Annotated in this window: 15 protein-coding genes; 9 read left to right on the top strand and 6 right to left on the bottom strand. The window is 42.2% G+C overall.

Annotation, left to right across the window (positions count from 1 at the left end):
- The 3 genes from F7734_RS34450 to F7734_RS34440 all read left to right on the top strand — a co-directional run.
- On the top strand, positions 1-1,345 hold a 1,345-nt coding region (locus tag F7734_RS34450; RefSeq protein ID WP_155749014.1), incomplete at its 5' end, for a response regulator.
- Positions 1,346-1,601: 256 nt separating this feature from the next.
- The gene (locus F7734_RS34445) at positions 1,602-5,243 is read left to right on the top strand and encodes a response regulator (RefSeq protein WP_155749013.1); all 3,642 of its coding nucleotides are present in this window, start codon (positions 1,602-1,604) and stop codon (positions 5,241-5,243) included.
- Positions 5,244-5,282: 39 nt separating this feature from the next.
- The gene (locus tag F7734_RS34440; protein WP_155749017.1) at positions 5,283-6,461 is read left to right on the top strand and encodes an FAD-binding oxidoreductase; all 1,179 of its coding nucleotides are present in this window, start codon (positions 5,283-5,285) and stop codon (positions 6,459-6,461) included.
- Between the two features lie 80 nt (positions 6,462-6,541).
- Here the strand turns inward: F7734_RS34440 and F7734_RS34435 are convergent, their stop codons facing one another.
- From F7734_RS34435 to F7734_RS34425, 3 genes are all read right to left on the bottom strand, one after another.
- Positions 6,542-6,856, bottom strand: coding sequence for a hypothetical protein (locus F7734_RS34435; protein WP_243147240.1), 315 nt, complete (start codon positions 6,854-6,856; stop codon positions 6,542-6,544).
- 118 nt (positions 6,857-6,974) lie between these two features.
- Positions 6,975-8,330: a S8 family serine peptidase gene (locus F7734_RS34430; protein WP_155749011.1), complete on the bottom strand. Its 1,356-nt coding sequence runs from the start codon at positions 8,328-8,330 to the stop codon at positions 6,975-6,977.
- A 515-nt stretch (positions 8,331-8,845) separates the two neighbouring features.
- The gene (locus F7734_RS34425) at positions 8,846-9,484 is read right to left on the bottom strand and encodes a hypothetical protein (RefSeq protein WP_166482331.1); all 639 of its coding nucleotides are present in this window, start codon (positions 9,482-9,484) and stop codon (positions 8,846-8,848) included.
- A gap of 919 nt (positions 9,485-10,403) precedes the next feature.
- Between F7734_RS34425 and F7734_RS34420 the strand changes: the two genes are divergently transcribed.
- The 3 genes from F7734_RS34420 to F7734_RS34410 all read left to right on the top strand — a co-directional run bounded on the left by F7734_RS34420 (position 10,404) and on the right by F7734_RS34410 (position 13,157).
- On the top strand, positions 10,404-11,183 hold the full coding sequence (locus F7734_RS34420; RefSeq protein ID WP_155749009.1) for a hypothetical protein: 780 nt from the start codon (positions 10,404-10,406) through the stop codon (positions 11,181-11,183).
- Positions 11,184-11,258: 75 nt separating this feature from the next.
- Positions 11,259-12,518: a hypothetical protein gene (locus F7734_RS34415; protein ID WP_155749008.1), complete on the top strand. Its 1,260-nt coding sequence runs from the start codon at positions 11,259-11,261 to the stop codon at positions 12,516-12,518.
- Positions 12,519-12,938: 420 nt separating this feature from the next.
- Positions 12,939-13,157 carry a hypothetical protein gene (locus tag F7734_RS34410; protein WP_155749007.1) on the top strand — a complete coding sequence of 73 codons (219 nt, stop codon included), beginning with the start codon at positions 12,939-12,941 and terminating at the stop codon, positions 13,155-13,157.
- Positions 13,158-13,187: 30 nt separating this feature from the next.
- Here the strand turns inward: F7734_RS34410 and F7734_RS34405 are convergent, their stop codons facing one another.
- The 3 genes from F7734_RS34405 to rimO all read right to left on the bottom strand — a co-directional run bounded on the left by F7734_RS34405 (position 13,188) and on the right by rimO (position 17,277).
- A complete protein-coding gene (locus F7734_RS34405) occupies positions 13,188-13,916 on the bottom strand; it encodes a hypothetical protein (RefSeq protein WP_155749006.1) in 729 nt (242 codons plus the stop codon).
- Between the two features lie 360 nt (positions 13,917-14,276).
- Entirely contained in the window at positions 14,277-15,845 is a 1,569-nt protein-coding gene (locus tag F7734_RS34400) for a DEAD/DEAH box helicase (protein ID WP_155749005.1), read from the bottom strand.
- Positions 15,846-15,957: 112 nt separating this feature from the next.
- Positions 15,958-17,277: a 30S ribosomal protein S12 methylthiotransferase RimO gene (gene rimO, locus F7734_RS34395; RefSeq protein ID WP_155749004.1), complete on the bottom strand. Its 1,320-nt coding sequence runs from the start codon at positions 17,275-17,277 to the stop codon at positions 15,958-15,960.
- A gap of 94 nt (positions 17,278-17,371) precedes the next feature.
- Here rimO and F7734_RS34390 point away from each other — a divergent pair, with 94 nt between their 5' ends.
- The 3 genes from F7734_RS34390 (at position 17,372) to F7734_RS34380 (ending at position 19,913) form a co-directional block, all read left to right on the top strand.
- Positions 17,372-17,572, top strand: coding sequence for a hypothetical protein (locus F7734_RS34390; RefSeq protein ID WP_155749003.1), 201 nt, complete (start codon positions 17,372-17,374; stop codon positions 17,570-17,572).
- Between the two features lie 454 nt (positions 17,573-18,026).
- Positions 18,027-18,869: a photosystem I biogenesis protein BtpA gene (gene btpA / locus F7734_RS34385; protein WP_166482330.1), complete on the top strand. Its 843-nt coding sequence runs from the start codon at positions 18,027-18,029 to the stop codon at positions 18,867-18,869.
- A 75-nt stretch (positions 18,870-18,944) separates the two neighbouring features.
- Positions 18,945-19,913, top strand: coding sequence for a vitamin K epoxide reductase family protein (locus tag F7734_RS34380; RefSeq protein ID WP_155749002.1), 969 nt, complete (start codon positions 18,945-18,947; stop codon positions 19,911-19,913).
- Positions 19,914-20,015: the final 102 nt, after the last annotated feature.

The following is a 20,015-nucleotide window of genomic DNA, read 5'->3' as shown; positions in this document are numbered from 1 at the left end:
CGCTTCCCCAGTCCCCACATCCCCCAACTCTTCTATTCCTTGGGAACTACCATACATTCCCACTCCAACTTCTACGTTAACCCCCAGTCCCAACTCTCATTCCCAACTGCCAACTCCTAATTCCCCAATTGCCAATCCCCTGATTGACGATAGGGGCAATATTGAAGCGGGCGATCGCTTACTGCTGATTATTGAAGATGACTTGAATTTTGGGCGCATTCTGTTAGACTTGGCACGGCAACAAGGATTTAAATGTATCGTTGCTGCCAACGGTAGTACGGGGTTAGCTTTAGCACAACAATTTCAGCCTGCTGCTATCATTTTGGATATTCGCTTACCGGGAATGGATGGTTGGACGGTGCTCGACCGCTTAAAGCATGACCTCAAAACCCGTCATATTCCAGTACATATTATGACAGTTGAGGAAGGGCGGCAACGTGGTTTGCAACTAGGTGCAATCGCTTACTTGCAAAAGCCAGTTAGCAGCGAAGCCTTGCATCAAGCGTTAAACAAGATAAAAGGTTTTGTCGAACGTCGAGTTAAGAGTTTGTTGGTAGTAGAAGATGATGATACTCAACGTCATAGCATTGTAGAATTGATTGGTAACAGTGATGTTGCCACCACGGCTGTCAAAACAGGCACTGAGGCGTTAGAAGCTGTACGCAACAAACATTTTGATTGCCTTGTTCTCGATTTGGGATTACCTGATATGACTGGGTTTGAACTTATCGAAAGAATTAAGCAACACCCCAATGGTGAAGCACTCCCAATTATTGTCTACACGGCAAGAGAGTTAACTCGGACAGAAGACACTCAACTTCGGCGCTTGGCAGAAACAATAATTGTCAAGGATGTACGTTCTCCAGAACGTCTTTTGGATGAAACGGCTTTGTTCTTGCATAGAGTTCAAGCTGAATTACCCGCACCAACGCAACAAATACTGGAAAAATTGCAAAATTCTGACCCCGTGCTTGTCACCAAAAAAGTTCTCATCATAGATGACGATGTACGCAACATTTTTGCTCTCACCAGTATGTTGGAACGCTACCAAATGCAGGTTCTGTATGCTGAAAATGGTAGAGATGGCATTGAACTTTTACGAAAGACACCAGATATTGATATTGTGTTGATGGATGTCATGATGCCTGAAATGGATGGTTATGAAACAACTCGCTTGATTCGTCAAGACAGTAAATTTAAATCTCTACCCATTGTGGCGCTGACTGCTAAGGCAATGCAGGGTGACAGAGAAAAATGTATTGAAGCTGGTGCATCAGATTACATTACCAAACCAGTAGATACCGAGCAATTGCTCTCACTGCTGCGCGTTTGGTTGTATAGGTAACAGTGACCAGTGACCAGTGACCAGTGACCAGTTTTCCTTGTTCCCAACCTGAGGCTGGGAACGAGAGGAATCTAAAATCTAAATTATTATTATTTGCTAAAAAATGTGGTTCTTCAGTACATTTTATGGAACAGAATAATAAATCAAACCTAATTACAGGCTGAACTCCTTGCTGTAACTGGATTTTAAGTTTTTGAGATTTTCTATAAAACTGGAATTTTAATGCTGTACCATAAAACCACCGGAAGAGCCAAAAATGTTTTCTAATCTAAGAATTGGCTACAAGATAGGCGCAAGTTTTGCATTAGGGTTAGCAATTCTTGGTACTGTTGGATTCATTGCATACCGCACTACCAATAATCTTATTGAAAATTCTCGCTGGCAAACTCATACTTATGAGGTGCTTGGAAAGTTAAATGATTTAGTTTCTCAGCTTAAAGATTCTGAAACAGTACAACGTGACTACCTACTAACTGGGGACAGGCGTTATTTGGAATCTTACAATATCACACTTTCAGTTATTGATAAGACAGTCAAAAATCTTCGCGAACTAACAGCAGATAACCCCAACCAGCAGCGCCGACTAGATGCTTTAAAACCAAGAGTTGACCGGAAATTAGCTAATATTCAAAATTCTATTTTCTTACAAGACAAACGAGGAATTGAATCTATCAGGCAATTCTTAAGAACAGATAATGGCAAAACGGTGACAGATGAAATACGGCGCATAATTACTGAGATGGAAACAGAGGAGCGTAAATTATTAGAACAGCGTTCTCTCTCAACTCAATTAGCTACCAAACAAGCAATTGATACTCTTGTTTATGGTATCCCGTTATCTTTTCTATTTTTAACTTTAATTGCTATTTATCTCAATAGAAATATTTCTAAACCTTTGCAAGAAATCTCTATAGTGACTCAAAAGTTGGCAACAGGAGATTTATCTTTGAGTGTATCTACTGGAAAGCGCCAAGATGAAATTGGGGTGTTAGCGCAAGCGTTTAACCAAATGATTGTCAATTTACGGGAGACAACTCTTAGAAACAATCAAGAAAACTGGCTGAAATCCAATCTAGCTAAATTTAGCCAAATGTTACAAGGTCAAAGAAGTCAAGAAACAGTTTCAAGAATGGTTCTCAGTGAGCTAGCACCGTTAGTAAGCGCACAACAAGGTGTGTTTTATATATTGGATTCTGTTGATAAGCAGCCAATGCTAAAGCTTCTCAATAGCTATGCTTACCAGCAACGCAAGCACCTATCTAATCAATTCCGTCTGGGGGAAGGATTGGTTGGACAATGTGCTCTAGAAAAACAAAAAATTATACTAACAGATGTACCGAGTGATTACATCAGTATTGTTTCTGGTTTGGGAGAAGCTAAACCGTTGAATATTATCGTGCTACCTGTATTATTTGAAAATCAAGTCATAGCAGCGATAGAGCTAGCCTCCTTTCAACGCTTTCAAGATATTCATCTAACATTCCTAGATCAAGTCACTGAAACTATTGGTGTCGTATTAAATACGATTAATTCTGATACTCGTACTCAACAACTGCTGCAACAGTCCCAAACTTTAGCGCAACAGTTGCAAAATCAGCAAGAAGAACTCAAGCAGAGTAACGAACGATTGGAACAACAAGCGGCTGAGTTGCAAGCATCGGAAGAACTTTTGATTCAACAGCAACGAGAGTTACAGCAATCTAACGAAGAATTACAGCAGTTAAACGCTGAACTTGAAGAAAAGACAGAGTTACTGTCCGCAGAAAAAAAAGAAGTCGAACGCAAGAATCAAGAAATTGAATATGCAAGATTCTCTTTGGAAGAAAAAGCAGGACAATTGGCGCTTTCTTCACAATACAAGTCAGAGTTTCTGGCAAATATGTCCCACGAATTGCGGACACCGCTAAACAGTTTGCTAATTTTGGCTAAGTTGCTAGCAGATAACGTAGATGGTAATCTAACTGACAAGCAAGTCGAATACTGTAGCACAATTTACTCGTCGGGTAAAGACCTTTTAGCATTAATCAATGATATTCTCAACTTAGCTAAAATTGAATCGGGAACGATGTCAATTGACATAGACCAAGTGTCGATCGCCGAATTATACGAGCAGGTTGAACGTACTTTCAGACAAGTTGCTGTTGAGAAAGGACTCAATTTCGTCATTGAATCGGCTCCCGATCTCCCAAGAAGTCTTCAGACTGATGCAAAACGTTTGCAACAAGTGTTGAACAATTTGCTGGCAAATGCTTTTAAATTTACAGAGCAAGGCGAAATCCGCTTGCGGATCTTTGTTGCAACACGGGGATGGAGCCGCGATCGCGAAACTTTAAATCGCGCTCAAATTGTCATTGGTTTTGCTGTCAACGATACAGGTATTGGCATTGCACCTGAAAAACAGAAAATCATTTTTGAGGCGTTTCAACAAGCAGATGGGACTACCAGTCGTAAGTATGGTGGTACTGGTTTAGGCTTGTCTATTAGCCGCGAAATTACCCGCCTGCTAGGTGGAGAAATTAAGCTTGTCAGTCGCCTGGGTGAGGGTAGCACTTTTACACTTTACATACCACTTGGACAAGACAATTTAAAATTACCCCCTCAAGATTCAAAAATTCCAACTTCCCCCACTCTCCCCCTCTCGCCTTCTTCTCCTCTCCCACCTTCCTCTCCTCTCCCACTCCCTCCCAGTCCTCTAATTGATGACAGGCGTAACCTCGAAGAAGGCGATCGCGTACTTCTCATTGTGGAAGATGACCTAAATTTTACCCGCATCCTTTTAGATATGGCGCGACAGATGGAGTTCAAGTGCATTGTTGCCCATAATGGTAGTACGGGTTTGGCACTCGCACGGCAATTTCAGCCTGCAGCGATCGCGCTTGATATCCGTTTACCAGGAATGGATGGTTGGACGGTGCTCGATCGCTTGAAACACGATCCGAATACGCGTCACATCCCAGTGCATATCATGACTGTGGAAGATGAAAAGCAACGCGGCTTGCAACTAGGTGCGATTGCTTACCAAAAAAAACCTATAAGTACTGAGGAGTTGCATCAAGCGCTGACTGAGATTAAAAGTTTTGTTGAACGTCGGGTGAAAAACCTGCTAGTTGTAGAAGACGATGAAACTCAACGGTATAGCATCGTAGAATTGATTGGCAATAGTGATGTTGTTACCACTGCTGTAAGTACTGGTGCTAAAGCCCTAGAAGCGATACGTAGTCAGCGTTTTGATTGTGTAGTTCTGGATTTGGGCTTACCCGATATGAATGGGTTTGAACTCATTGAGCAAATCAAGCAACATCCCAATGGTGAAGTCCTGCCGATCGTTGTCTACACTGCAAGGGAGTTGACTAGGACAGAGGACATTCAGCTGCAACGCTTAGCAGAAACAATTATTATCAAAGGTGTACGTTCTCCAGAACGCCTCCTTGACGAAACAGCCTTATTCTTACACAGGGTTCAGGCAGAATTACCCGCACCCAAGCGACAAATATTAGAACAGTTGCATACCAGCGATCGCGTGCTTACGGGTAAAAAAGCTCTCGTTGTCGATGATGATGTACGTAATATCTTTGCTCTGACAAGTATGTTAGAGCGCTATCAAATGCAGGTTTTATATGCAGAGAATGGTAAAGATGGCATTAATATTTTGGAAAACACGCCAGACATTGATGTAGTTCTAATGGATGTGATGATGCCTGAAATGGATGGTTATGAAACAACACGTCAAATTCGCAAGCACGGTAAATTTAAATCTTTACCAATCATCGCATTAACTGCCAAGGCAATGCAAGGCGACAGAGAAAAATGCATTGAAGCGGGTGCATCGGATTACATTACCAAACCAGTTGATACCGAGCAATTGCTGTCTCTACTACGTGTTTGGTTGTATAGGTAGCAGTGACCAGTGACCACTAAAATTATGCGTTCTAACCAAATGAAAACTTACGATTGGATTGTTGTTGGTGCTGGTATTACGGGTGCTGCACTCGCTTATGAACTTGTTAAAAAGGGATATGCAGTTCTGTTGTTAGAACAGCACGCAATTCCACAAAATGCTACTAGATATAGTTATGGTGGAATCGCTTTTTGGTCTGGTACTAGTCCACTTACCAAACAATTATGTGCTGAAGGCATTGCACGCCATCAAATCTTGTCGGAAGAATTAGATTTTGATACAGAATTCCGAGAATTAGATTTACTTTTAACGATTCCTGCGGACACCAATCCAGAAGAAGTGGCGGCGTCTTACACTCGCTTTGCCATTCCTCCTACATTACTTGGCGTTAAAGAAGCTTGTGAATTAGAACCTCTATTGAATCCAAATGCGATTGCAGGCGCTTTAACTGTCAAACACGGTCACATTCACCCAGACAAAACAGCCCTTGGTTATATTACAGCTTTTTTGCGTGCTGGAGGCAACATGAAGATCGAGCAAGTCACAAACCTCCTCCCTACCCCCTACTCCCTATCCCCTATCCTCTCTGAAGTACAGACCACTACAGAAATGTACTATAGTGCTAACACTGTTGTTTGTGCGGGGGGTCTCAGCCGACAATTATTTCAGTCATCTAACGTTGCCATCAAGCTGTATTTCACTCACGCGGAAATGCTCGAAACTCCACCTGTAGGTAGCTTACGATTAAAAACCTTGGTTATGCCCGCACATCTCAACCGATTTCAATTGGAGATTGAATCTTCTAAAAACGATCGTGTGTGGACACAACCCGATTGTGAAGTTCTACCCCCCATTCTTGATACGGGCGCTGTTCAATTTAAAGATGGTAGCTTCCGATTCGGTCAGATTAGTCGTGCTTTGACAAACCCCTTAGCTCGTACCGATTCGGCAGAAAGCGAAGCAATAATACGAGAGGGGCTGAAAAAAATCTTGCCTATTTTGGGGAATTTATCAGGAACTTGCCATCGCTGTTTGGTGTCATTCAGTCATGATGCACTTCCTGTAATCGGTCTCATTTCCGGACGTGAAAATCTTTACGTTTTTTCCGGATTCAGCAACCCTCTCGCCTTCGTACCGTCTTTGGCTCAACGTTTTGCTAACTGGGTGTCTGGAGAAAAAGATGAAATAATTCTTAAATTGTCTCCCCAACGCTTGTAAAACTCTTGCCAAAGACAGCTATAATAAAAACTAATAGCTTCTTTAGACAACAGTATCCACAGTAACATTGAAATGCTATTCTAGCATTCGCGGTTGTGAATGTAAACCCTGTTTGTGCCATTTGCCGGAACAATTTCTTGCTCCTCCAAAACGGCTTTAACGACATCGGATGCAGCAAGAGCTTTGACTCCTGCAGCAGATATTTCGATAGGAATTGAACCCAATGCGTCAGGTCTTTCTGCTAATTCCTTGCCGCCGAAATCCTGGACGATCTTCTTGATGTAACCTAGCGCTTGCGCGGCTGAGTTACGAATCCCTTCCATTGTGGCTCGCCGTTCGGATCTAGTTAAGCGTGAGTTAACTGGGCTGTCAAAATTCTCCAGTTTTAAAAACACGATCACGCTTACCTTTTGCTGGGGGGCCAGGTGGCCCAACCGACAGGCAAACTCAGAACTAATTTTATTTTTCTTTAAAGCTGTGTTGTTTGAGTACATGATGCACGTTCCTGGAGGCTCAACTACTAAGAGCATTTAACGCTTCCACGGGTTGCACCACTCCCCATCCCCAACGGTTGTCGGGACGACGGTCGGTTCCGCCTGGATGCTGTGCCGTCTCCTTCAGTGCAGTCATAATATCCGTCACAGGTGCTGTTGGCTTCGCCGCCATTAATAGCGCCGCCGCACCCGCAATATGTGGGGTTGCCATAGAAGTGCCATCCATATAGTTATACTCGTAGGTTCCGTTTGGTGTTTTCGTCGGTGGTATGCAAGAGTAGACCTGAGCACCTGGGGCAACAACATCTGGTTTTGTGACCAAATTGTTTGATTCGTCTCCAGGAAACACAAGGCTTGCTCCGCTACTAAAGAAAGCGACATCAACCCTGTCGTCTGGCAGTTTTTCTATTGCACCCACACTGAAGGCATTGTATGCATTACCAGGTGAGCTAGTATTACCGTGGTTTTCGTTGCCGATCGCTACTACTGGTAAAATACCATACTGATTCACGAGAATGTCAAGTACCTCAGCGAAGAGAGGTTCGTAGTAGCTAAGACCTAAAGACATATTTATAATATCAGCCCCTCTTTCGATAGCCCAAGATATACCTTCCAATAAAGTTCTCAGAGTGGTATCGCCTATCAGCACACCAGCAACCAATAAATTAGCTTGTGGTGCAACGCCAATGGATAAACCTCTAGCAGTTTGTCCGCCTGCAATAGTTCCACAAACATGAGTCCCATGCTGCCCGCAATCAAAAGCCGGAGTTGCATTAATCCGCCTCCCCAGAGGATCGATGACAACAAATTCTTTGACTCGTTTTTGGAGTGCTGGATGAGCGGCATACACGCCTGTATCTAAAACAGCGACGTTGATGTTTTCTCCAGTTGTCTTTTCCCATAACTTGGGAATATCGAGTTGTCTGAGTCCCCAAGTGAAATTTTCTTTACTTTCCTCAGCGAATAACTCAGAATATTCAATTTTTCTTGGCTGAATCAGGTGAATTTTCTGATTGGGCAAAATAGCAACAACATTAGGTTGTTCTACCAAAGCCGCCAACGTTTTGGGAGTCACTTCAACCGTTGCTACTGGCAATGCACCGGAACCAATGGTAGCAAACCCCAGAGGTTCGTCGTGATATCCTTTGTCAAGAGTGGCTTCTTGGTAATCATCAAAGATTTCAGCCGCTACTTGAATAGCTGCTTGCTGTTGAACCTGAACCAACCGCTTTTTTAATTCGCGCAAACGCCCTCTTGGTGGTAAGCCTTCACTAGGCGGCGCTTCGTAGATCACAATCGCATCCCGTTTGTCATCTTCTCCCATTTCAGCAAGAAAAGGTTCAAAAGCTGGTGAAATTTTGTTTTCTAGATTCATTGCGATCTACCTCTTACTCAATTAAGTGTTGTTAGCTTAATGATTGTCTATAGTAAAACTGCGGATTTTTTACTCATCTTCAGTATTAATTGACTGTAAATCAATCAACCCCTTTTAAAATCCTATTAAAGTCATGATATTGACGTTTTTGTTTGGTAGAGCAATTCCCAAGCAATTGATTGGTACCTTGATGGGGGGACGAATTTACCGTTTAAAAGTCCCCAGATGCTTTTAAAAATAGCAAAAATTTAACTTATGATGAATTTTTACAGATGGTTTGACGTTATTCTAAAAAATGTGGTAAGCAATCCTGACCGAGAAGCTTAAATAGAAAAATCATTTATTATATAAATATAGCTTATATCATTTTCAGGAATTAAACAATAAAATTATGTACTGTTCAAATCTTGACGATACCCCTAGGGGTGAAAATATATTTTACATATACTTCATATGTTATTCGTTAAAAATACACATTAACCTTAAGTCTTTGTAAAATAGGAACATTTTGGATTTTAGATTTTAGATTTTGGATTGGTGATATTTATTCGTAATTTTTCCTTGTCTCCCAAGTCCCCAGTCCCCAGTCCCTGGTCCATAGTACGCAGTCCCAAAATTTCTGCTACTTCCTGTAAAAGCTGATTTTGTTCTTTTTGAATTTCCTCTAAACGAATATAAATATCTGCCAATCTTTGCTGTTTACCCTGAAGAATTAGTTGAGCCTTATCAGGTAGTAAAGATGCTCTATCACCATCACTCATCTGAGTACTTGTAACTTGTTTTGCACCTGAAGCACCAATTTTGCTAAATGATTTAAGACCCCTTTTGGCAAGAAAGTGAAGTCCCCTTAATGGAAGTCGTAAAAGTGACAGACTTGCTGCTTCAATAAATCGGCTTATGGCTTTTATAAAACTACTGAGGAGAGAAACAGCGAACAGCAGGATAACTACACTAATAATTAGGTGGTGTGCCGCTACGTCAATAAGTTGTACTAACTTGAAAAGTATAGGGTGTTGCTCAACCCAATGATTTAGGGATGAAGAGATAGCAGTTTGAACTGTTTGCGTGGTTGTGTTCTTTATTTGTTCGGCAGACTGTAGGGTCTGTTCTAAGTTAAAAGTCGGTAGTGGGGGAAAGGCGAGTAAGGAAAACATGGGAGACAAGGGGGACAAGGGGACAAGGGTGCAGGGGGATAAGGCGAGTAGAGGTGAGAATTGAGTATCAATTCTCAATACCTAATTCTCAAATCTCGATTGCTAATTCCGGTTTTAGACACTCTAGCCTATCTTATGCCACGATTCCCTCGCATGAAATGATACGGATACCAGTTGTTTTGTCTCCTGAGTGCTGTAACGACGCTCTAGTGATGATACTAGAGGTTTCAACATGGACTAAAGACAATCAAAGGAATATTTTGTCGATCGAGAAGTAAAACCTGTTGCCTGACTCCGCTATAAGATATAGAAAAGATTGCATAACATCAAATTTGACAAGACTTGTAAAGAAATAGCGTGATTTTTCGGGATCGTGTATGATTAATGTGTAAGATTTTCATAAAAGCAATACTCCGGGGGTAAGTAAGTTTCTGCAAAACTGTGGCTCAAGTCCTATTGAGTATAGTTTAAAGCAGTGACTGTATTGTGATTGAAGTCACAAAAAACTCATACTAGAGGGTAAAGTGCGATCGCCCCTAAGTAGGAGGGAGATCATATGGTTAAATTGTTACAAATAGAGCGAGACGAGCAAAGCTAGCCGCTCGGTCTGAAAGATAAAATACCTTCTCTCATAAGCAAGGGTGCAGCTACCTTTACCTTAGGGTAAAGCCTAATTCTCATGGGAGGTTAAATATATGAAAATGTTGTGTGAAAATACAAATCAAGAGAATGAATCTGTGCTAGCAGCAAACCCAAAGCGCAAGATTGAAAAAAATTTTATTTGGCAGGTAGCTAAGTAGCTGTTAATAAAGCTGTTTCAGTTCTAAGCCCGTAATCGATATTAAAATCTCGATTGGCTTTTTGTCAAGTGAAAAACCTCTGCCTTTGTCTATTTGCCACATATAAAAATGTAAGTCTTATGAATACGCTCGCTCATTTATTAAGTGTATGTGCCCTTTCCGTGTCTGCGATGACCGCTATGTCTGCTGTCAGTACTGCACAGACTACACCAACACCCAGCACCCAAACACGGCCTATTAATACAAATAGTACACCAATACCCAGCACCCAAACGCAGCCTATTAATACAAATAGTACACCAATACCTGCAACTGAAACACAACCAACCAATACAAATACTACAAATCCCCGCTCGCAAACTACAAATAATACAAACACACAGCAGATTTGCTCGTATAACACTGTTGAGGGTTTATTACCTCCACCATCAAATCAGCAGAAAAATTCTCCGCTTTCCTATTTAGCACAGCAAGGTTTTGTGCAAAATGCTGAGGGGGCTTGGGTGTGTTATGCCAATGACGAACAAAAACCAGGGCGCTACTATACGCTTTTCAAAGTACAACAAATCAACGGAGCGCTAATAGCTACCTCTTTTCTAGACCAAGGGACTCCGCTCCAAGAGCAAGGCGATCGTACCGTTGAATTGTTTATGAAGCTCATCCAGAATCATACAAAAGCGAATACACAGAATCAGGCAAGTATACAAAGATACTTGTCAGCATTTGTTTCCTTAGTTGAGCAAGGTAAAGTACAACCGTCACGGCGAGGTTATCTGTTTGACCAACCCAGTCGCGGGCTTGTTTTATACCACCCAGTTGCAGGAGGAGACCTGCAAGGTACGGGAATCACCATAAATATTAACGCGCCCCAGAACTTAGTTGCTTCTCCTGCGTCATAACACTTACGCACTGAGTTTTTTCATTAAAACCGTATCAAGACCACAGACCATACCAAGCGAGAATGGAGGTTAGGCTTGTTTAAATCCCGTATCGTAAAAACCGCAATTGCGTTCACATCCTATTTAGCAGCGATAATCACTGCACCACAGCAGGCATTAGCGCAGTTAAATGTAGGTATTCATGGAATCCAACCAGGGCTAGAACCAAATTATCTTCAATACCAATTGTCCGGGCGGGATTTAACCCTACTGCGCGGTATCCCCACCTGTGATGTGGGGTTTGGTGCAGGCTGTAATAAGTCTGCAACAATACTTCAACAAATAGTAGAATCCAACAACGGTCCTACTTACCAAGAATTACTTATCCGTGCAGCTGGTGGGCAAGCAAACTTCCAGAATTTTGCCTCCTACTACGGCAATAACCCCAATCTCTCATTAGTACCTTTGTCCTCATTCTGGGCAAACGATGACCCATATATTTTAGATGGATATAGATATACTCTCGGACAGTCAGTTGGTAGAACACCCGTACAAGGTTTGGGGCAGGTAACGAAAAACTTTTACTGGTCGCCAGAGGGAAGTGGAACATCTGAAAGCCTGCGTGACGGATTGCTGGATTTGAAATACTCTTACGGACGGTTGCTTCTAGAAGAAGCAGCAAAAATTCCCAACGCCCAACAACAAATCCAGGCTTTAAATCTTCCGTCAGACGTTAAACAACTTTATGCACGTCAATTTTCTCAAGGAGTGCGTTCATTAAGGAGTGGGAATCAAGCACAACTCCAAAACAATATTCTTGAGGTGCTGTCACTGCCGATTAATCAAAGTAATGCAGAGTATAACCGTCCTCCGCTTGGTATTCCTGAAGAGTATGCTGTAGTCACTGGGATCGCTCTCCCAGGTGACTCTTTTATTGCTGCCCTACCAGGAGGCTTACCAGTTGGAGATGCTGACACCTTACTTCCTCCTTTTCTAGTTCAAGGAGACGTTGTATCTCAAGCAGTCCCCGGTGGCGGTCGTGGTGGTGCATTCCCCTTCTGGGTACTTGGTGCTATTCCCCTAGCTCTTATACCTTTTGCCTTTGGTGGCGGTGGTGGAGATGATGACTCAGATACAGAAAATGCACCCCCACCTCCAGTTGCCCCTCCAGTCAGCGAACAACCTCCTGTAACTCCTCCTGTAGGTGAACAGCCGCCTGGAGAACAACCACCTGTGACTCCACCTGTGACGCCTCCAGTAAGGATACCCGAGTCCTCAACATTAACACCCCTGTTGGTACTCACACTGGTAATGTCTTTATTTGGTTATAAAAAGTGGCGTGTACATAAAAGTTAAAAGAACTTCTACTGTCTAATAGCTTTAACCCGGATTTCTTACAGGTTCCACAAGCGGACTCTTTATCACCTTTGCCCAAATGATGTTTTGGACATTTTTGATGGGCTTTTGATTCCAACAGAGTGTTGAACACTTTATTTAACAGCCAATATAGGTTTTATAAGCTTTAGGAAATTGGTGAGAAATCCGGGTTATTCCTTGTCAGATTTAGAAATGAAAAACGACCTTAGGAAAGGGGTTTGAATTTTAAGTTAACACAAATAGCAACGACGCTTTCCGCATTCAAAGTGATGTGTTTGTAGGAAATTTGTAAGAAATTATTTAATAAATTTTCTACATTAATAGAATTTCCAGGCTGTATCAAATTGTATGCGCTAACTTTGTGTCAAGCGCTAATAGAATAACGTCAAGAGGCGAGTTGTGAAAAAAACTTTAATTCTAATTCTGGCTACACCTACATACCCTAACGAATTGCGTTTTCGTTTTGATAAAGAAATTAGAGAAATTGAAGACACTATTAGACGAGCAGTAAGAAAGGATTTGTTTGAAATTAGGGTTAGAAATGCTGTACGTCCCAGTGATATTCGTAGAGCACTTGCTAGTTGCAATCCATGCGCTAAAGCGCAACTACAAACCTAAGATAAACTTTTTCTGCTCTGGAATGATTTTCTATCTTTCAAGAGATTCACTAGTAATCTCTTGTAAAAGAGCATCAATATCTGTTTTCTTCAACAAGATTCCATCCACTTCTTCAAAGATTCTAATAGCTTCTTGATAGGTGGATGCAGAATCGTATTGATCCTCGAAGTATTCGCCATTTTTATAACCGTAAATAATTAAATTAGAATCTACTTTTTTAATAAAGTTTTGAGGTGAGATAATATCTCTTACACTTTGAAAGTATCCAAAGAGATAACTATAAAAGTAACTTAAAAAGCAATTAATTTCTTGACGGGAAAATTCTAATTCAAACGGCTCTCTCAATCTTTGTGTCTCGTACCCATATATACTATTTTCTATGATTCTATAAAGGCTAAAATAAACAGAGCCTCTCCGATCGTAAATATTCATTAAATAATATAAGTTTCCTATTTCTTTCTTAACTACTAGTAATATAGGAAAACAGAAAGAACTTTTCCAATCATCGAATAAATTACTACTCTCTCCAAAAATCCATTCTAAAATAACCAATGTTTCTGCTAAGTTCAGTCTATTCTCTCCCTGGCGATCGCTGAGATAAAGTTCCAGATAAAAGCGAAAATCATCTGCTATTGGGAGGCTATTGTCTCTTAATTTTTCATACTCTGACTTATCTAACCTCCAAAGCTGATACTTAGTATCACCTTGGTGTAGATCGAGCTTGCATCGCTTTTTGACCTGCTTAATGACTTGCCTCATAAGTTACCCTAGAATTGAGAGCGGACTTTCCGTAGCAAATAGAATTCTCGGCTGTACAGGTATAACCTGCAAGACAAGAGTTTCAAAATTCTCAACATTGATTTTTCCCTTCTTTCATAGTATATTCGTACTACGAAAGAAAACAACATTCCTTGCATTGTTTATCTACAGATAAACAAAAACAAGATCCTCGACTTTTCTAAGAAGTCGGGGATCTTGCACTCCTTACCAATGCAAAAGCAGCCCAACCAACACAAGGACTTGACGTTTGGGCTGAAATTGCTGGCTTGGTTAGTTGTGATTTGTTAGTTGTTAGTTGTTCTATCAACCACTAACCACTAACTACCCACGACTAACAATTTATGAAGCTGATTCTCTAGTCGCTGCACTAGAACCTAATTTCTTTGGTAGCCCAGAGGATTCACGATTGGTGGAAGATTCGCGACGCGCTCCACCTGTCCGGAGTTTGGGCTTGGGAGTCCGTCTGTCTCCATCTTGGTTACCAGCTTCTGCTGTCCAGGAAGAGCGGTGCCGATCGCGATCGCCGCCACCTTCGCCACGGCGGTTTGAGCGCAGTCTGGGTTTGGGAGTTGGAGGTACGAGATCTTCTTCTGGAATATCTTCTGTTTGCAACCAAGCAGGGCGAGTTTGATCGTAGGTGATTTGTAACGCTGCTGCTGCGATCGCTTGAGGATCGTATTTTTCGCTCAACTCGTTGACAATTGGCAAGAATGAAGCTAAGCGCTCGCCAGCCAATGCTTCACGAACTTGAACTTGCAGTTTGTCTAACTGTTTTGCTTCAATCTGCGCCCGTGTTGGAATTGACAGAACTTGCCAATTTTGCTTAATGTGTCGTTCAAAGAGTTGCTGCTTGCGACGTTCAAAAGGCTGTACTAAAGTAATCGCTGTTCCTTCTTTTCCGGCACGTCCTGTACGACCAATTCTATGGACGTAAGTTTCTACGCTGTCAGGTAAGTCGAAGTTGATTACGTGAGACAACTGATCGACATCCAAGCCCCGTGCTGCAATATCTGTTGCTACCACCCAACGGACTTGGCGATTGCGGAATCTAGTTAACAACCGTTCCCGCGCTTGTTGTGACAAGTCGCCATGATATTCATCTACACTATGACCTGCTGACTGAAGTTGATTGGTGAGTTCAGCCGCAGTACGTCTGGTGCGGACAAAGATCAAAGCTGTTTCTGGATCTTCCATTTCCAGGATGGGCTGTAAAGCTTTTGCTTTTGTCCAGTGACGGGGCACTACATAAGCCACCTGATTAATTTTATTAGGAGCAGCTTTAGGTTGCTCGACAGTAATTGTCACTGGGGAATTCAAAAATCTATTCACCAGCTGGCGGATTGATGGTGGCATTGTTGCTGAGAACAAAGCTGTTTGACGTTCTTCTGGCGCTTGGGACAGAATTTTTTCAACATCATCAATAAAGCCCATGCTTAACATTTCATCGGCTTCATCCAACACCATCCACTTGACTTTATCCAGTTTTAGACTGCCTCTGTCCAGCAAATCTATCACTCGACCTGGGGTACCCACAACAATATGAACACCGCGCTTGAGTTGTAAAATTTGACGGTCAATTGATTGACCTCCATATATAGCCAGAGCTTTCAATCCTTGGGTGCCAATAAATTCACTCACTGCGTCGTGAACTTGAATTGCCAATTCACGAGTTGGTGTCAAAATTAGAGCCTGCACAGCTTTTTGATTGATATCAATCCTTTCTAAAATCGGTAGTGAAAATGCAGCCGTTTTTCCCGTACCTGTTTGGGATTGACCGACCACATCACGACCTGACAAAAGATGTGGAATTGCTTGTGATTGAATGTTAGTTGGTGCGCTAAAACCCAATTTTTCTAACTGCTCAATGCGCTCGGTGGAAAGTCCTAAATCTAGAAACGAAAGGTTCATTAATTCTCCTATTAAATTGGTTCTTGGTTCTTGGTTAGTGGTTAGTCGTTAGTGGTTAGTGGTTACTAGAAAAACAAGCAAGGACTAACGACTAACAACTAACAACTAACAACTAACTATTAACTATTTGACCGTAAAGGTCATAAGCATCAGCCTTTTGGATAGTTACTGGTACGATAGACCCCAACCGGGCATTTCCTTTAACAAACACCTGCCCATCTACTTCCGGCGCAAATCTACCAGAACGACCTGCTAATTCTCCTGTTTGAGGATGTTCTTGCTCAATCAGAACGTCTACTACTTTGCCAATTTCTTGCTGATTTTTCTTAAGAGAAATTGGCTGCTGAAGTTCCATCACCGCGTTTCGTCTCTCATCCATGATTTCTTGAGAAATTTGATTTGGTAAGTTGTAGGCGGGTGTTCCTTCTTCTGGCGAAAAAGTAAAGACACCTACATGATCGAATTCATGGCGTTTGACGAATTGCAACAGATGCTCAAAATGCTCATCACTTTCACCTGGAAACCCAACGATAAACGTTGTTCGCAGCACAGCTTCCGGTAGTTCATCCTTGATACGTTCAATAATCGCATCATTTACTCTTCCTTGCCAAGGTCGATTCATGGCACGGAGAATTTCTGGATGGGAGTGTTGTAAAGGTAAATCCAGGTAGGGTAAGACATTATTGTTTTGTTTAATTACCGCTATCACATCGGGAGTGAGACCAGTGGGATAAGCATAGTGCATGCGTATCCACGGAACATCAACCTTCCCCAAAGCACGAAGTAGTTCAGCTAACTTCGGCTTGCCATAAATATCTGTACCGTAATTGGTGGTAATTTGGGAAATCAGAATAATTTCCTGTACCCCTTGACTGGCTAATTGCTCAGCCTCGGTAACTATTGATTCTATAGAACGAGAACGTTGGTTTCCGCGTAGATGAGGAATAATGCAAAACGCGCAGCGATAATCACACCCTTCCGCAACTCGTAGATAAGCTACGCCCTCAGTTGTGGTACGGTAACGGGGTGTTGTTTCATCAGCAATATAGGTCGGTTGTTCGCTAACGAACTTAACCCGATGACCTTGTTCTACTTTCTGAATCACATCGACTATCTTATGATAATCTCCCGTACCCACCACTGCTACGGCTTCTGGCAACTCTTCCAATAACTGCTCTTGGAAATGCTGCGCCATACAGCCTGTGATAACGATTTTTTTATCTGCTTCTGCCAATTCTACTAGAGTTCTGACAGATTCTTCTCGTGCTGCTTCAATAAAACTACACGTATTAACTATAACGTATTCTGCTAACTCTTCATTAGTATCTACGCTGTATCCTGCTTCAACAAGCAGTCCTAGCATATGCTCTGTATCAATTCTATTTTTCTCGCATCCTAGGTGAGAAATTGCTATTGTTGGCTTGTCACCCATATCATAAAAGAGCCTTGAGGTTTTCCTTTTATATCGTTGGTTTTTAGTCAAGTGCTAGCTTCTGACTATCTTGCACTTGTCTTTCTGTCAAGTCATGACACACAGTAACTCCTTCGGTCATACCTACCTAACAGGAGCAATGACCCTGAAATCTGGAGTTCATGCTATGATATCTTCAATAAACTGTTTTCCGGAGAAAAATAAACAGTCTTTAGAAAATTTTGACAATATCGCTCAATCTTTCTTAACAAATGCCCTCTGGTATTTTACATTACCGCAACGTGCCTATAATTAGTTTACCTGTTGGGGAGCCGCCCTCTACTATGACTTTGGTGAGAACGACAATTGATTTGCTCGATCTCGCCGCAATCAAGTAAGTGTGGCTTGTTTCGAGAAGTCGCTACCCATAGGAAAACAGCGCGTAACTACGCTATTATAGCGGTAATGCGACCTCATGTGTTGAGGTTGAGCCTGCAATTTTTAAGAGCAGACACTCCTCCCTGGGGGAAGCTACCTCGCCTTTAATGAGTGGCAAACTCCTCTGTATACAGCTATTATCTTAACATATCTTAGAGAATGTTTAACGCTAAGTTACATCTTCAGACAGAAGAAATATGATTTTTTATTAAGGGAATGAGAGCAGCGATCGCTGACAAGTCAATGGCGAAAGGGATACCGCAGAGTTGCCCTTATCCAACACCATTCATTTATAGGTAGAGTGAGGTAAGTTTTTAGAAGCGGTTAAGAACGTGGACTTGTATCAGCTATTTAAAACCCGAACACCGATTATTGGCGTAGTTCACCTACTACCGTTACCTACTTCACCCCGCTGGGGCGGTAGCCTCAAAGCAGCGATTGACCGTGCCGAACAAGAAGCAACCGCTCTGGCAAGTGGAGGGGTTGACGGTATCATTGTAGAAAACTTTTTTGACGCCCCGTTTACAAAACATCAGGTCGATCCGGCTGTTGTAAGTGCCATGACTGTGGTGACACAGCGAATACAAAGTTTGGTAACCTTACCTGTGGGCATTAATGTTTTGCGGAATGACGGCAGAAGTGCAATGGCGATCGCTACTTGTGTCAAAGCGCAGTTTATCCGCGTGAACGTCCTGACAGGTGTAATGGCAACTGACCAGGGTATCATTGAGGGAGACGCTTACCAACTCCTACGTTATCGGCGAGAATTGGGTAGCGATGTCAAAATTTTCGCCGATGTACTAGTCAAACACGCCCATCCATTAAGTTCCGTGAATCTTACAACTGCTGTTGAGGATACTATTGAACGTGGTTTGGCAGATGCTATCATTTTGTCGGGTTTGTCTACGGGTAGCCCAACCAACTTAGAAGATTTAGAATTAGCCAGTGCGGCTGCCAATGGAACGCCCGTATTCATAGGCAGTGGAGCTTCCTGGGAAAATATTGCTACACTGTTACAGGCAGCAGATGGTGTCATTGTTTCCAGTTCTCTCAAACGCCACGGTCGCCGCGAACAACCAATAGACCCAAATCGGGTGAGTCAGTTTGTGGAAGCCGCACGCAAAGGCTGGAACTCCAAAGGAGATTCTAAATCTATTTCCTCAGTCATTCGTTAGTGGTTAGTAGTTAGTGGTTAGTAGCTCTATTAACTACTAACCACTAACCACCAACCACTAACCATTCACATTGTTATGAATCGCCGCCGTTCTACTCCCTGGATTCACAGATGGTCGCGTGTACTTATAGGAGCGATCGCAATTCTTGGTGCAATAACAACAGCTTATTTAACTGTCGTAAAATTTACACAAGCAAATACTGCCTGTCCCACCAAAAGCTGCGATTTAGTCTTGTCTAGCGAGTACGCTACAGTTTTTGGTCTACCCCTAGCCTTGTTTGGCTTTATTGCTTATGCTGGTATGGCAACTTGTGCTCTAGCACCACTTGCGTTCGATCCAGCACAGAAGAAAGACATTCGCAATAAGCTAGAAAATGCAACTTGGTTGCTATTGTTAGCCGGTGCGATCGCAATGTCTGTTTTCAGTGGCTACTTGATGTACTTACTGTTTTTTAAAATTCAAGCAGTTTGTATTTACTGCCTTGGTTCAGCATTGTTTTCTATTAGTATGTTAGTACTGACTATTATCGGTCGTAACTGGGAAGATATCGGACAGATTTTCTTCACAGCCATTATTGTTGGCATGGTGACCTTAATTGGAACCTTAGGTATTTATGCTAATGTTGGTAACCCTGTAGCCACCGCCGATCAAAATACTCCCACGTTATCACCAACAGGTCAACCCAAGCCCGGTGTTGGTTGGGAGATTACCACCACTTCTGGTGAAGCAGAGCTTCAGTTAGCACGTCACCTAACCAAAATTGGAGCTAAGGAATATGTAGCTTGGTGGTGTCCTCACTGTCACGAACAGAAGCAACTCTTTGGTAAAGAGGCGTATCAGGAAATTAACGCTATAGAATGCGATCCTCAAGGTAAAAATCCCCGTCTCGATCTATGCCAAGCAGCTGGGATTCAAGGTTATCCTTCCTGGCAAATTAATGGAAAACTTTATCCCAACGTACAGTCATTAGAGAAATTAGCTCAAATTTCCGGCTATCAAGGTCCTCGAAACTTTAAAAACTTTCCCCAGGCTTTTCAGAAGTAGCTGACTGAAGCATGAAGGGCAAAGTATCAAGGATAAGGTGTGAAGGATGAAGGAATTTCGTGAAGACTGAACGATAAATTTTTTCTACTTCATCCTTTATAC

It is taken from the genome of Scytonema sp. UIC 10036 (assembly GCF_009725235.1).
The sequence above is the reverse complement of the archived record's forward strand: the minus strand, read 5'-3'. Positions and strand labels throughout refer to the sequence as shown.

Excerpts from the sequence above, each read along its gene's own strand:
- F7734_RS34400 (WP_155749005.1), bottom strand. The coding sequence starts at position 15,845 with ATGAACCTTTCGTTTCTAGATTTAGGACTTTCCACCGAGCGCATTGAG.
- rimO (WP_155749004.1), bottom strand. The coding sequence starts at position 17,277 with ATGGGTGACAAGCCAACAATAGCAATTTCTCACCTAGGATGCGAGAAA.
- F7734_RS34440 (WP_155749017.1), top strand. The coding sequence starts at position 5,283 with ATGAAAACTTACGATTGGATTGTTGTTGGTGCTGGTATTACGGGTGCT.
- F7734_RS34380 (WP_155749002.1), top strand. The coding sequence starts at position 18,945 with ATGAATCGCCGCCGTTCTACTCCCTGGATTCACAGATGGTCGCGTGTA.
- F7734_RS34405 (WP_155749006.1), bottom strand. The coding sequence starts at position 13,916 with ATGAGGCAAGTCATTAAGCAGGTCAAAAAGCGATGCAAGCTCGATCTA.
- F7734_RS34430 (WP_155749011.1), bottom strand. The coding sequence starts at position 8,330 with ATGAATCTAGAAAACAAAATTTCACCAGCTTTTGAACCTTTTCTTGCT.
- F7734_RS34420 (WP_155749009.1), top strand. The coding sequence starts at position 10,404 with ATGAATACGCTCGCTCATTTATTAAGTGTATGTGCCCTTTCCGTGTCT.
- F7734_RS34390 (WP_155749003.1), top strand. The coding sequence starts at position 17,372 with ATGACACACAGTAACTCCTTCGGTCATACCTACCTAACAGGAGCAATG.
- F7734_RS34445 (WP_155749013.1), top strand. The coding sequence starts at position 1,602 with ATGTTTTCTAATCTAAGAATTGGCTACAAGATAGGCGCAAGTTTTGCA.
- F7734_RS34425 (WP_166482331.1), bottom strand. The coding sequence starts at position 9,484 with ATGTTTTCCTTACTCGCCTTTCCCCCACTACCGACTTTTAACTTAGAA.